This window comes from Pseudomonas sp. GL-B-19 (genome assembly GCF_019956415.1).
Lineage (GTDB): Bacteria > Pseudomonadota > Gammaproteobacteria > Pseudomonadales > Pseudomonadaceae > Aquipseudomonas.
In genome coordinates, this window is record NZ_JAHBDK010000012.1 from 102,196 (window position 1) to 115,918 (window position 13,723).

Sequence of the window (13,723 nt, forward strand, 5' to 3'; positions counted from 1 at the left end):
ACCAGCCATGAAAGTCGAACAATTGACCTGCAACATTGGCGCCGAACTGATCGGCGTCAACCTCGCCGATGCGGTGCATGACGACGGTCTTTTTGCCGAGATTCGTGCCCAGTTGCTCAAGCATCGTGTGGTGTTCCTGCGAGATCAGGACATCAGCCGCGCCGAACACGTGGCCTTCGCCCGACGTTTCGGCGAGCTGGAGGATCACCCGGTGGCCGGCAGTGACCCGGATCATCCGGGACTGGTGCGCATCTACAAGAATCCGGACCAACCAATGGACCGCTACGAGAACGCCTGGCACACCGATGCCACTTGGCGCGAGGCCCCGCCGATGGGGTGTGTGCTGCGTTGCGTAGAGTGCCCGCCCGTGGGCGGCGACACCATGTGGACCAACATGGTGGAGGCGTATGCGCGCCTGCCGGAAGACGTAAAAGTGAAGATCGCCGACCTGCGTGCCCGTCACAGCATCGAAGCGAGCTTTGGCGCGGCCATGCCGATCGAGAAACGTCTGGCGCTCAAGGCGATGTACCCGGATGCCGAGCACCCGGTGGTGCGTACTCACCCGGAGACTGGGGAAAAGGTGTTGTTCGTCAACGCCTTCACCACCCACATCAGCAACTACCACACCCCTGATCGGGTGCGTTTCGGCCAGGACGCAAACCCTGGTGCGGGCGAGTTGCTGCGCTACCTGATCAGCCAGGCGTACATCCCTGAGTATCAGGTGCGCTGGCGCTGGAAACCCAACAGCATCGCGATCTGGGACAACCGCAGTACCCAGCATTACGCGGTCATGGATTACCCGCCGTGCCATCGCAAGATGGAACGCGCCGGGATTATCGGTGACAAGACGTTCTGATCAACGCCCTCTGTATTAGCACTCGTAGAGTCGCCTGCCAGGCATGACCGGCAGGCGGACAACCATAAAAACTGGAGTAACTCATGCAATTCTTCGACGATTCCCTGCACCCGGAAAACATGGACAAAGTGGTCATCACCGTGGCCCCGTACGGCCCCGAGTGGATGCCGGAAGACTTCCCGGAAGACATCCCGCTGACGATGGATGAACAAGTTCAGAAAGCGGTCGAGTGCTACGAAGCCGGTGCCACGGTTCTGCACCTGCATGTGCGTGAGCTGGACGGCAAGGGCTCCAAGCGTCTGTCCAAGTTCAACGAATTGATTGCCGGCGTACGTGAAGCAGTGCCGGACATGATTATCCAGGTTGGCGGTTCGATTTCGTTCGCACCTGAAAGCGATGGCGAAGCCGCCCTGTGGTTGTCCGACGATACCCGCCACATGTTGGCCGAGCTGACGCCAAAACCGGATCAGGTCACGGTGGCGATCAACACCGTCCAGATGAACATCATGGAGCTGCTGTATCCGGAATACCTGGAAGGCACTTCCCTGGCCAACCCGGCCTATCAGGCTGCCTACAGCGAAATGACCGTGCCAGCCGGCCCGGCCTGGGTTGCCGAGCACCTCAAGCGTCTGATGGCCAACGGCATTCAGCCGCACTTCCAACTGACTGGCATGCATTCCTTGGAAACCCTCGAGCGTCTGGTGCGCAGGGGCGTCTACAAAGGCCCGTTGAACCTGACCTGGATCGGCATTGGTGGCGGTTTCGACGGCCCGAATCCGTTCAACTTCTTCAACTTCCTCCATCGCGCGCCGGACGGTTCCACTGTGACCTCCGAATCGCTGCTCAAAAACGTAATGCCGTTCAACACCATGTCGATGGCCATGGGCATGCACCCACGTGTGGGCAATGAAGACACCATCATTGACCACAAGGGCGACCGTTTCGGCTCGGTTGCGCAGATCAAACAGACCGTGCGCATCGCTCACGAACTGGGTCGCGAAATCGCCACCGGCAAAGAAGCCCGCGAGATCTATCGCATCGGCGTGCAGTACGAAACTATCGAAGAAACTCTGCTGGCCAACGGCATGGCCCCCAACCGCAAGGCTGGGCAGAAAGGTGTGCCGCAACGCGGCTGACCGGCAGCGAGGGCGGGAGGTCGGTGACCTCTCGCTCGCTGTTTTGCAATTCGCTCGATAACAAAAATAAAACGAAGTTTCGAGGAGGCTGCATGGCCTTTCACCCAATCGCCGCCGGCGATGACGACACCAGTGGTGTCGGTATTGCGCGCAAATATGCCTGGATCGTCTTCGCACTGACGTTCGGCTTGTTGATTTCCGATTACATGTCCCGCCAAGTGCTGAACGCCGTATTTCCGATGCTCAAGGGCGAGTGGGCCCTGACTGACGGCCAACTCGGCCTGCTCAGCGGCATTGTGGCCTTGATGGTCGGCTTGCTGACCTTTCCATTGTCATTAATGGCTGACCGCTTCGGCCGGGTTAAAAGTCTGGCGCTGATGGCGCTGTTGTGGAGTATCGCCACGCTGGGCTGCGCATTGGCGCAGGACTACCAGCAAATGTTTATCGCCCGCTTCATGGTGGGTGTCGGTGAGGCTGCCTATGGCAGCGTCGGTATTGCTGTAGTGATTTCGGTGTTTCCGAAACACATGCGAGCAACGCTGGCCAGTGCCTTCATGGCGGGCGGTATGTTCGGCTCGGTGTTGGGCATGGCCTTGGGCGGCGCTATTGCGGCCAAGCTGGGCTGGCGCTGGTCGTTTGCCGGTATGGCTCTGTTTGGTCTGATGTTGGCGGTGCTGTACCCGATCATCGTCAAGGAGGCGCGTATTGCACCTCAGCGTGCGGCACAAGCCGGCAAAAAAGTCAGCGCGGTGGTCAAGCGCCCATTGCGCACGTTGTGCTCCAGCCCTTCGGTGATTGCGGCTTACATCGGCAGTGGCTTGCAGCTGTTCGTCGGCGGCACCGTGATTGTGTGGATGCCCAGCTACCTCAACCGTTACTACGACATGCCGACCGACAAGGCTGGCGGTATGGCGGCGATTATTGTCCTGTGCAGCGGTGCCGGGATGATCCTGTGCGGCATGCTCAGTGATCGGATGTGCCGCCAGTCGGCAGAGCGCAAGGTCGCTCTGGCCATCGCCTATTGCCTGGGCAGCTGCCTGCTGTTGTCAGCGGCATTCGCCTTGCCGCCGGGACCTGCGCAATTGTTGTTGATTTGCCTGGGCATGTTGATTGCCGCCGGCACCACCGGGCCCGCCGGGGCGATGGTTGCCAACCTGACTCATTACTCGGTGCACGGTACGGCGTTTGCCACGCTGACCCTGGCCAACAACTTGCTCGGCCTGGCGCCGGGGCCGTTCATTACCGGCAAGGTATCCGACATGATCGGCTTGCAGGCGGCCTTCCAGTTAGTGCCGCTGGTGAGCATCGCGGCAGCAGCCGTGTTCTTTTATGCCAAATGCCATTACCAGAAGGATATTGCCCGGCTGGCGGGTGAGCATGTCAACGATTCGGTAAGTGAAACTGCGGTAGAGGTGAAGGTGTGAGTGGTCGTTTACGTATTGATGTGTTTTTCGATTTTATCTGCCCTTGGTGCTTGATCGGAAAACGCCAACTGGAGCGCGCTCTAGAGTCGCTGCACTCGCTGCAACCGGAAGTTCTGGTGACCACGGTGTGGCATGGGGTGCAGTTACTGCCTCATATACCGGTACAAGGTGAACCGTTCGCCGAGTTCTATCTCAATCGTCTGGGCAGTGCCGAAGCGGTGGCGATGCGTCAGGCCCAAGTGCGGCAGGCCGCGCAGGCGGTAGGGGTGCCCATCGATTTGAGCCGCATCGCCACGATGCCTAATACGGCTGACGCCCATCGTTTGCTGGCGCACGCCAACACACGGGGGAGCGCAGCTCAGCGCGACTTGTTGCTTGAGCGCTTGTTCGCCGCGTACTTCCAGAACGGCGAGGACCTGGGTTGCCGCGAGACGTTGATCACCATCGCCCAATCGTGCGGTTACGACGCTGACGCGGTGAAGGACTACCTGCAAGACGAATCCGGTCCCTTTGTCGGTAACGAGATTGGGGCCTCCAGCGGTGTGCCGAGTTTTCAGTTCGATAGCCAAATAACGATGACCGGCGCGCAGCCTGCCGAGGTGCTGCTTGGCGCCATGTACGAAGCCTTGGAGCGCCAGCGCATGCGGTCCCCGTCATGACGCGTCGTGTCCCCGTACCTGCCGGAAAATTTCCACAGGCGGGCGGTCGTGCGCTGTTTGAGTTCGAGAACAAAAGCCTGGCGTTGTTCAACGTCGAGGGCGAGCTGTTTGCCATCGATGACAGTTGCCCGCATCAGGGCGCTTCGCTGTGTGGCGGGCGTCTGGACGGCAGGGTTATTCAATGTTGCGCCCATGGCCTGCGCTTCGATCTGCGCAGCGGTTACCTGCTCAATTCCACCCAGCTCAAGGTCCCAAACTACCCGGTCGAAGTTGTCGACGACCAGGCCTTTATCGTTTTAGTTTCTGAGGAGTCCGCGCCATGAGCGCCATCGCTCTTACCCGTATCCATAGCCGAACACGCGAACTGGCACCGGGTTTTATCGTTAGTCTGATCGTGGCAGCCGCCGCTACTTTTTTGTCCGAGCACTACGGTGCGCCGGTGATGCTGTTTGCCTTGCTGTTGGGCATGGCACTGAATTTCCTGGCCGGTGAGGGCGTCTGCAAGGCCGGCATCGAGTTTACGGCGCGCACCGTATTGCGCATCGGCGTGGCCTTGTTGGGTATGCGCATTACCCTTGAGCAGATTGCCGGGCTGGGCTGGAAGCCTGTAGCACTGGTGGTGACGCTGGTGGTGGTGACCATTGGCGTTTCGGTGATCGCGGCCAAGCTGCTGGGTTTCCAGCGTTTGTTCGGCATGCTCACCGGTGGCGCAACGGCGATCTGTGGCGCTTCGGCGGCGTTGGCGCTGGCGGCGGCATTGCCCAATCATCCGCAGAAAGAACGCGCCACACTGTTTACCGTCATTGGCGTGTCCGCCCTGTCGACCATGGCAATGATCGTTTATCCAATGATTGCCAACTGGTTTTCATTGTCACCGCAAATGGCGGGAATATTCCTCGGCGCCACCATCCACGATGTGGCCCAAGTGGTTGGTGCCGGTTACAGCATGTCGACCGAAACGGGTGACACGGCGACGGTGGTCAAGCTGATGCGGGTCGCGATGCTCCTGCCGGTGATCGTCTGTGCGGCCATGGTGACGCGCATGCAGGGCGCCGACACCGGAGGCAAACGACCACCATTGCTGCCGTGGTTCGCCGTCGGTTTTCTGCTGCTGGCTTGCATCAACAGCACGGGATGGATAGCGCCCGCCGTGCAAGGCACGGTCAATGACCTGTCGCGCTGGTGCCTGGTGGTGTCCATCAGTGCCCTGGGCATGAAGACTCAGCTCAAGGAGCTGGCCTCCGTCGGCATCAAGCCCATCCTCCTGATGGTGGGGGAGACGGTGTTCCTCGTCGTCCTGGTGCTGCTGTTGCTGCGCTGGGGGTTCTGAGCCCGACCTGAATCCGTTTTACGTAGTGCCGCCTTGCGTTTGACTCCTCAGCGCTTTGCGGCACTCGGTCGGTGTCACAAGCATCGGCTTTTTGCGGCGACTGTAACAACAGTCGCCGTTTTTTCGTTGGCTCGAAAACACTTCATCACCAACTGCCATAGGGGATGCCGAAACGTTCGATGTAGCGTTGGGAGGAGTCTTTGATCTTGCCGTAAAAGCCGTTGTATTTGCCTTGATCGGGTCCTAACGGTTCGATGCCGACTTGCCCTCGGTCGACTTTGTGGGCGCGGAAGCAGTCGTCGCAGACCCAGACCTGAATGATGCCTCCCGGCGCCAGTCCCAGATTCAGGGCTGCACTCAGGTTAGCGGTGAACTGAGGGGTTTCGTGGCAGCGCTGGGCCGTCGAGTTGCGCATCATTTCACGGGTGGATTCGGAGATATCGATCCAGCCGGCGTAGGTCTTGCGTTCGACTGTCGATTGCCAACGCACGAAGATGCGTTTCGGCAGGTCTGCGCCCAGCACTGGCATGCCGGCACCGCCAATACCCACCCAACCCCGCGCATTTTCGGTTCCATCTTCATGATCACTTCTTGCGGCTGCACCCGATGCGACAGAGTGAAATATCCGACCATTGATGTCTTCGACTGCCGAGGTCTCGACCCACACCGTCATGTGGGCGGGTTCGGTAAAACCGATGTACCACCACCGTGTTTTGGGGTCGTTTTTGGCCGATAGTGGATCGACAGGATGGCATGCACTTATCGTTGCGAGTGCGAACAAAGCGGTCAGAATTTTCATGGTTACAGTGTTCATTCCGGTACATGAGGGGGGTGTATCCGTACGGCATCCCTCACCAACTGCCATAGGGGATGCCGAAACGTTCGATGTAGCGTTGGGAGGAGTCTTTGATCTTCCAGGCGTAGCGCCCTTCATTTTTGCCAAGATAAGGGCCAAGAGGCTCGATACCGACTTGCCCTCGGTCGACTTTGTGGGCGCGGAAACAGTCGTCCCAGACCCAGACCTGAATGATGCCGCCCGGCGCCAGTCCCAGATTCAGGGCTGCACTCAGGTTAGCGGTGAACTGAGGGGTTTCGTGGCAGCGCTGGGCCGTCGAGTTGCGCATCATTTCGCGGGTGGTTTCGGAGATATCAATCCAGCCTGCGTAGGTCTTGCGCTCGACTATCGATTGCCAGCGCACGAAGATGCGTTTCGGCAGGTCTGCGCCCAGCACTGGCATGCCGGCACCGCCAATACCCACCCAACCCCGCGCATTTTCGGTTCCATCTTCATGATCACTTCTTGCGGCTGCACCCGATGCGACAGAGTGAAATATCCGACCTTTGATGTCTTCAACTACCGAGGTCTCGACCCAAACCGTCATGTGGGCGGGTTCGGTAAAACCGATGTACCACCAACGTGTTTTGGGGTCGTTTTTAGCTGACAGTGGGTCGACGGCCTGGCAGGCTCCTATCGATAAAAACACTAAAAGTGAGAAAAGTATTTTCATGGTTACAGCGTCCATTCCGGTACATGAGGGTGGTACACCCGTACGGCATCCGCCGTCGGGACATGGGCATAGGCCAGTTGAAATGTGGTGGCGCGTGGTCCCGAGAGAAAGGTCGGGTTCCAGTGCGCTGACTGATGGATGTAGTGCAGCTTCAGTAATTTCTCCTCACTCGACGTAATGTTGTAGTCACCCGCGACGAATCGCTCACAAAGACTTTTCAAGTCGTCCGGCACATCGGTTTCTGGCTCGTCTGGGATGGGTAAGAATTCACAGCCGTGTTTTTTCGCCGCCTCATACATCACCCGCAGGTACACCAGCGACAATCCAGCGCCGATCTTGCGCCGTAGCTGCAACCCGACAAACACGCGCTTTTGTTTCGGCGCATGTTGCTCTCTTGGTTCAGGCCGTAGCGTTACCGGGGCAGGGGTGATCAGCTCCAGCATCTCCAGTGGCCAACCCTTGGTGTGCCACTTCGCCCGTTCCTGTTGGGCTTCGCAGTAGATCGAAGTGGTTTTTACGTCGGTGAATTCGCCAACCTCCAAGGCCTGCATCGGGCTGAGTAAGACGCACTCTTCGATTTCATCGCGGTAACCACCGCCGATATCCGAGTGAACGCCCGGCAGGCTGATTTCCGAATGATCCGGGCTGACGCTGTTGAGGGCGAAATTGGCGCGGTACTCGTCCCGTGCTACCAGTTGCACAACATTGGGAAAGAAGCGCGGCATCAAATACAACTTGACCCCCGGGGCTGCCGGGCTGCGCACATAGCCCAGGTTACTCAGGCCGCCCACAGACGCGACAGTGTCGAACAGGCCGATAAACCCGGTGCTGACCCCTTCACCAAACACCTTGCTGAACCCTCGGGCGAACAGGCTGTCCGGCAGGTTCAGGGTTTCCCTGAGCGCATTGTCGGACCTGTTCAGGCACAAGCAGGCGAAATGTCGGGCGGCGGCCGCACCACGGCTGAAGCCAAAGACATCGAAGATCAGGCGCTGAATCTGGATGTTTGGGTTGCGACTATGAAAGATGCGTAATCGTTGTTTGATCAGATCGAACGCGAGATTCACCCGTGCTTCGATACCTGTATCTCCTCGGCCCAATGCCGCACCGAGTAGGCTGTCTTGCTCGCCAGCCGTTGTGCCAATGCCTTCGATGTAGACCTTATCGAATGCCAGTTTCTTCTGAATAATTTCTTGTGCTGTCGACTCCAAGTACAAGTCATACAACCGCTTAACATTCGTCACTTCCCCTCCATAACTACTGTCAGGGTCTTGCATGTACGGCTTGCAACTCCCATCCATATCCTGCTTGGACACTGGATGATGAGCGCCGCACTTTCGCCCCATCTCGACATTGAACGGGTTGTTGCCAGTGCCATCGAAAAACACCCCGATACGCAGAGTGATCTTCACCCGCGAGGCTTCCTCACGTGCTTCCCTGGCTTCCCAGGCTGTGTTGAGCGCCTCTTCCCTTGTCCGTTGTCGGGCCATTGCTTCGTCATATTTGCGTTGTTCCGCTGCCTGGTCCGGTCGCGGGCCTCGACTGCGGCTGCGGCAAATCGCACATTGGCAACCCCCAGAGCCATTTTTCATGGATGCATCCCTCGAGCGCAAAGCCCTTCCCTGGGCGCCAGATCAAATGATTGGTGTCAGGGAGAAACGATGCGCTCTTGGGAATGGGCGACGCTGCCAGTCGCAGCCTGATTACTTGTAGGATCGGGATGGGATGCTTGAAGCCCGGGGATGTCAGAAAAGGCTTCAGGCAATGAACAGTGGCGAGGGAGCTTGTTGTGGCGAGGGGGCTCGCCCCCGTTCGGTTGCGCAGCAGCCGTCGTTTTTTGGGGCTGCTGCGCGGCCCAACGGGGGCGAGCCCCCTCGCCACAGGAAGCGGTTACGCAGCGGGCTCGATGTGATCCAGCACCCGGTTCGCAGTGATCTCCGCCACCATGATGCTGTTGGAAATACCCAGTAGGGCATAACGCGACTCACCCTCCAGATGATCGACCAAGTGATGGACCATTACATCCACCGAGGCCAGCGTCTCGACCAAGAAAACCGCCAGGGTTTCGGCTGTCGCCTCCGGGTCCACGGCAAACAGTTTGCTGGGTTTACGCGCGGTGGCTTTGATGTCGGCATTCGACGGGAAGTGGAAGTTGAGCGCGCACTCGGCGGCCTCGTTGAGTTTTTTTGAATCGGGTTCGTACGGGGAAGCCGGATCGGTGTCTGGCGGATTAGGCGTTACTTTGAACATGGTGAAGCTCCTAGAGATATGGAGCTGCCACGATTCGCTGCGAAACGAAAATAAGGTGGCAACTGTACGCGGGTTCGCAGACCAGGACTCTAGGAACCCGGCAGACCCGAAGGTCTCCCACGCACAGCCGCCATGACAATAGAGACAGACCTGACGAAGCATCTGTTCATGGACGGTAGACGTTGTGCGTCTAGAGATTACCCGGGCTGCGAAACCCGATCACTGATGGGCAGTGACACGAATCAAGTTACCGAGCGGCCCCAAGGCGCACAAGCCGGCGGATTCTGGCGTAGCCGTAGGCAACGGCGCAAGGTTTTGTGGCTTTCAGGACGTAACCTGGAAGGGTTTTAAACAACCCCTTTCGGGCGATGTTTAATACCCCAAGTCCCCAGGGTGGGAACTCGAAGATTTGGCTGGCTCAGGATTCGTTGTGACCAGAGACGGGTTTTGAGGTGGTTTGCTTTTGTGCGCGCCAAGTGGCGGGCGGCATGCCGAACTGGGTGATGAACCAGCGTGTGAAGGAGCTCGCCATGGAATACCCGAGCATGTCGGCGATGCGCCCCAGCGAATAATTCGGATTGTCCAGGTAACGCAGGACCAGATCGCGGCGCACGTCGTTGATCAGATCGTTGAAGGCGCAGCCGTCATCTTTGAGGCGACGTTGCAGCGTCCGTACGTTCATGCCCTGGGTCTGGGCGATCTGCTCAATGGTGGCGCGCCCCATTGGCAGCAGCACGTAAATGGCCTTGCGCACCTCGAACAGCAACGACGGTCCTTCATCGCTCAGCAACGAGTCCAGATAACCCTGCGCGTAACGTGCCATGGCCGGGTCGGCATGAGGGTTGGTCACGTCCAGGCTGGCATTGGGGCAGACGATGCCGTTGAACTCGCTGCCGAACTCCAGCGTGCAACCGAACAGGCGGCGATGCAGTTGCAGGTTGTCCGGAGGCTGGTGCGTGAAGTTGACGCTGTAGGGATGCCAGTGCGCACCGAGCAGGGCCGCGCACAAACGGAACATGACACCGATGGCCAGCTCGTTGGCTTGCCGGGAGGGCATGGGCGTGTCGGTCACCACCTCCTCGCGAATGATCACCATCTTGCCGGCCTCTTCAATGAAGATCGCCAGTGAGTCGTTCATCAAGTGACGGTAATGCACCACGACCTGCAAGGCGTCCCGCAGCGTACGCTGGTGAGTGAGCAGCAGGCTGACCACCCCGAAATCCGAGAGGTGGCGCGACTCGGCCATGCTCAGGCCGAAGCTCTGGCAGCCACTGGCGACGGCTGAATCTTCCAGTACGCGCACCGCGGAATCGATGGGAATCCGATGTTCCGGTGCTAACAACTGAGCCCTGCTCAAGCCACTGGCAGCCAGTACATCGCGCGGGTTAAACCCCAGGTACTGGGTGACCTCCAGGTAGTTGGTCAAGACGGCGGCGCGAACAAGCTTGGTCATGCGTGGGTCTTCCCTGGGCCGGTTAAGGTGGAAATGAGCGTGGCGACTATATCCAGCACGTCATGAAATGGAAAGTTGTTGCGTAAGCGCCGGCGAGCGCCCGTTGCTTCCTCTAATCGCCCCGTCTCATCGAGATAAATCCGCTCACGTATTGATTACAGTGGCCTTGGGCAAACCTGCTGTGGTTTTCGACCAGCGGGCACCTCATGTCGGCACCGTGAAATTTGTCATGAAAAGAAAAGTGACTGACGTCCAATGAAAAGCGCCCGGGGTGGGGGGTCTTTAATGTCAGCACAACAAAAATCTCTGACCAACGAGTCAGTAGAGTCATCGAGAAAGCGTAGGTGCTGACGTGGACAAACTGAATACTGTCGCAACCGTTTTGATCGTGCCGGGCCTGCGTGAGCATGTGGCCGAGCATTGGCAGACATTGCTTGAAGCCAGACTCTGCAAAGTACGCAGCGTCCCGCCGCTTGAAACCGACAAACTCGACTGCGCTGCACGGGTTCGCGCGATCCAGCACGAACTGGATCAGATCGAAGGGCCGGTGATTCTGGTTGCCCACAGTGCCGGTGTGTTGATGGTCGCGCACTGGGCAGCGTTGCACAGTCGTCCGATCAAGGGTGCTCTGCTGGCCGCGCCACCGGACCTCGAGGCTACTTGGCCGCAAGGCTACCCCACTTCTGAATCCCTGCGGGCCCATGGCTGGGATCCGCTCCCCCAAGGTCCGTTGCCGTTCCCAAGCCTGGTGGCCGGCAGCACCAATGATCACCTCGCCAGTCTGGACGCCGTCACTCGCATGGCTCAAGGCTGGGGTGCCGAACTGCGCAATTTTGGCGCAGTGGGTCATCTCAATCCAGCTGCAGGATTTGGCCACTGGCCAGAAGCGCAAGCGCTCATCCTGGAACTGGACCGATAGTTCAGGCGCCGACTGGCTGTTAGCCAACCGGCATTTGCCCTCACTCCTGAGAAGCGCAAGTCCCTGGTACAAGGGACTGCGTGAGGGCTGCTGCGCTTAAAACAAATACAAAAAGGCGGAGAAACATCGCAATGCACAACAATAAGAGTCAAGGTTTCACGGTTCCGCGTTACACCTTGCTGGCTTCGGCCATCCTGGCTGCTTCCATGCCGACCGCCCAGGCGGTTGAACTGGATACGGGCAACCCGGACTGGACCGCGCGTATCGATAACACCGTCAAGTACAACTACGGTGTGCGCACCGAAAGCGCCGACAAGCGCATGTTGGGGACGCCAAACAACAACGATGGCGACTACAACTTCCGCAAGTCCGGAACCAACATCACCAACCGTGTTGACCTGTTGACCGAGATGGACGTGGTCTACAAGAACGCCATGGGCTTTCGTGTCAGTGCTGCCAGCTGGTACGACAAGGCTTATGAAAACACCGGTTCCAACTCCAACCCGTTCGTCAACGGCAATGACTCACGGTCCGGTCTGGTCGCTAACGACCCACGCCTGGCCGGCGTCACCAACGACAACGTCGGCTTTGGCAGCCCGCACCTGAGCAACTACGCCCAGCGTTATTACACCGGTCCGTCTGGCGAAATTCTCGATGCTTTCGTGTTCTACAGCACTGAAGTGGGCGAGGAGTCTTTGTTCAGCGCCAAGGCCGGTCAGCACAACGTGTTCTGGGGCGAGACCATTCTCAACCCGGTGCACTCGATCAGCTACGGCCAGTCCGGCCTCGACCTGGCCAAACTGGCTGCGTCGCCGGGTACAGAAGCCAAGGAGTTGTTCGTTCCGCGTAACCAGTTGTCGATGTCGTTCACCGTTAACCCCGAGTTGACCGTCGGGGCCCAGTACTTCATGGATTGGGACGCCGCTCGCCTGCCTGAAGCGGGCACCTACTACGGTGGTTCCGATCTGTTGGGCTTTGGCGCGAAATCGTTCCTGTTGGGCAACACCAACGCCGTGGTTCCGGGCAGCCCGCTGGGTTGTGGCCTGGCACCGTGCAACGCGTTGACCAACGTGCGTCGCGGTCATGACCTGGATCCGCACAACAGCGGTGACTGGGGCGTGATGGCCAAGTGGTCGCCGGCCTGGCTGGACGGGACGCTCGGCGTCTACTACCGCGAAACCTCGGACATCCTGCCGCAAGCCTGGCTGGATGCCAGAGGCATCTCCTCGGCCAACCCGAACGGCACCCGGCCAGCCGGGCAAGTGCCGGCGGTGGTCAACACGCTCAACTCGTTGAGCACCGCCACCTATCAACTGGCCTATGCCGACAACATCAAGATTGCCGGTCTGAGTCTGTCCAAGGATGTCGGTGGTGTGAGCGTGGGTTCGGACCTGAACATCCGTCACAACATGCCGCTGGCCAGTATCCCGGCCATCGTCAGCACCACCAGCCCGCTGGGTCTGGGCCAAGGCCTCGGCCTGTTGCCGGCGCGCACGGCGTCCACGGGTGTGATCTACGACACCCCGAGCCGCGGCGACAGCATGAGCGCCACTGGCGATACCTTGCACTGGACGCTGAACGGTCTGATGACCCTGCCGAAAACGCCGGTGTTCGATTCGGCAACCCTGCTGGGCGAGCTGTATTACAGCAACCTGCTCAAGCTCGATGACAAGAACGAAGCGCTCTACAAGGGCAAAGGCACCTATCGCGGCATCGACCAGCCGACCCGGGACAACTGGGGCGTCGCGGTCAACTTCACACCGACCTGGTACCAGGTGTTTCCCGGTGTTGACCTCAACGCGCCAATGTCCGTCAACGTCGGCCTCGCCGGCGTGTCACCGGTCTCCGGTGGCGGTGCCAAGGACACTGGAAACTATGCGTTGGGCGTCGGCGCCATTGTGTACAACAAATACTTTGTCGACCTGAAGTACGTGGACTCCTTCGGCCAAACCGACAAGTGCAATAAAAGTGGCGTGAGCACTGGCCCGACCGGTGGCGATGGCTCTACTCCGAACGCCTTTAGCGGCAACGAAAACTACGCCTGTTTCGCCGGTGGCTACTCGTCCTTCTCCGGTGGTGGTGCAACGACTGAGGACCGTGGCGCCGTGTACCTGACGATGAAAACAACCTTCTGATTCACAACTTTGATTCACCACTGATTTGCTCAATGCAAGCAGGAGAATAACAA

General features: G+C 59.0%; 13 protein-coding genes. 8 read left to right on the forward strand and 5 right to left on the reverse strand.

What is annotated here, in order from left to right; translation table 11 throughout:
* Positions 1-7 precede the first annotated feature (7 nt).
* From KGB06_RS02250 to KGB06_RS02275, 6 genes are all read left to right on the forward strand, one after another.
* Positions 8-856, forward strand: coding sequence for a TauD/TfdA dioxygenase family protein (locus tag KGB06_RS02250; protein WP_223511577.1), 849 nt, complete (start codon positions 8-10; stop codon positions 854-856).
* 83 nt (positions 857-939) lie between these two features.
* Positions 940-1,992 (forward strand): 3-keto-5-aminohexanoate cleavage protein, encoded by a 1,053-nt coding sequence (locus KGB06_RS02255; RefSeq protein WP_223511579.1) that lies wholly within the window; start codon positions 940-942, stop codon positions 1,990-1,992.
* A 92-nt stretch (positions 1,993-2,084) separates the two neighbouring features.
* Positions 2,085-3,416, forward strand: coding sequence for an MFS transporter (locus KGB06_RS02260; protein ID WP_223511581.1), 1,332 nt, complete (start codon positions 2,085-2,087; stop codon positions 3,414-3,416).
* A complete protein-coding gene (locus KGB06_RS02265) occupies positions 3,413-4,075 on the forward strand; it encodes a DsbA family oxidoreductase (RefSeq protein WP_223511583.1) in 663 nt (220 codons plus the stop codon). The genes KGB06_RS02260 and KGB06_RS02265 overlap by 4 nt, the downstream gene beginning before the upstream one ends.
* Complete coding sequence (locus KGB06_RS02270) at positions 4,072-4,398, forward strand: Rieske (2Fe-2S) protein (RefSeq protein ID WP_223511585.1); 327 nt, start codon at positions 4,072-4,074, stop codon at positions 4,396-4,398. The genes KGB06_RS02265 and KGB06_RS02270 overlap by 4 nt, the downstream gene beginning before the upstream one ends.
* Entirely contained in the window at positions 4,395-5,405 is a 1,011-nt protein-coding gene (locus KGB06_RS02275) for a YeiH family protein (RefSeq protein WP_223511587.1), read from the forward strand. Before KGB06_RS02270 ends, KGB06_RS02275 begins: the two co-directional genes overlap by 4 nt.
* Before the next feature lie 145 nt (positions 5,406-5,550).
* On the opposite strand, the gene KGB06_RS02280 is transcribed toward KGB06_RS02275, so the two are convergent.
* The 5 genes from KGB06_RS02280 to KGB06_RS02300 all read right to left on the reverse strand — a co-directional run bounded on the left by KGB06_RS02280 (position 5,551) and on the right by KGB06_RS02300 (position 10,616).
* The gene (locus tag KGB06_RS02280) at positions 5,551-6,204 is read right to left on the reverse strand and encodes a DUF2931 family protein (RefSeq protein WP_223511588.1); all 654 of its coding nucleotides are present in this window, start codon (positions 6,202-6,204) and stop codon (positions 5,551-5,553) included.
* A gap of 52 nt (positions 6,205-6,256) precedes the next feature.
* The gene (locus KGB06_RS02285) at positions 6,257-6,913 is read right to left on the reverse strand and encodes a DUF2931 family protein (RefSeq protein WP_223511590.1); all 657 of its coding nucleotides are present in this window, start codon (positions 6,911-6,913) and stop codon (positions 6,257-6,259) included.
* 2 nt (positions 6,914-6,915) lie between these two features.
* Positions 6,916-8,505 (reverse strand): T6SS phospholipase effector Tle1-like catalytic domain-containing protein, encoded by a 1,590-nt coding sequence (locus KGB06_RS02290; RefSeq protein WP_263288131.1) that lies wholly within the window; start codon positions 8,503-8,505, stop codon positions 6,916-6,918.
* Between the two features lie 298 nt (positions 8,506-8,803).
* Positions 8,804-9,163, reverse strand: coding sequence for a DUF6124 family protein (locus KGB06_RS02295; protein ID WP_223511593.1), 360 nt, complete (start codon positions 9,161-9,163; stop codon positions 8,804-8,806).
* Positions 9,164-9,581: 418 nt separating this feature from the next.
* Positions 9,582-10,616, reverse strand: coding sequence for an AraC family transcriptional regulator (locus KGB06_RS02300; protein ID WP_223511595.1), 1,035 nt, complete (start codon positions 10,614-10,616; stop codon positions 9,582-9,584).
* A gap of 352 nt (positions 10,617-10,968) precedes the next feature.
* Between KGB06_RS02300 and KGB06_RS02305 the strand changes: the two genes are divergently transcribed.
* Together KGB06_RS02305 and KGB06_RS02310 are read left to right on the forward strand one after the other, a co-directional pair.
* Complete coding sequence (locus KGB06_RS02305) at positions 10,969-11,535, forward strand: RBBP9/YdeN family alpha/beta hydrolase (protein ID WP_223511597.1); 567 nt, start codon at positions 10,969-10,971, stop codon at positions 11,533-11,535.
* A gap of 131 nt (positions 11,536-11,666) precedes the next feature.
* On the forward strand, positions 11,667-13,670 hold the full coding sequence (locus tag KGB06_RS02310; protein WP_223511598.1) for a DUF1302 domain-containing protein: 2,004 nt from the start codon (positions 11,667-11,669) through the stop codon (positions 13,668-13,670).
* The last annotated feature ends 53 nt before the right edge of the window (positions 13,671-13,723 follow it).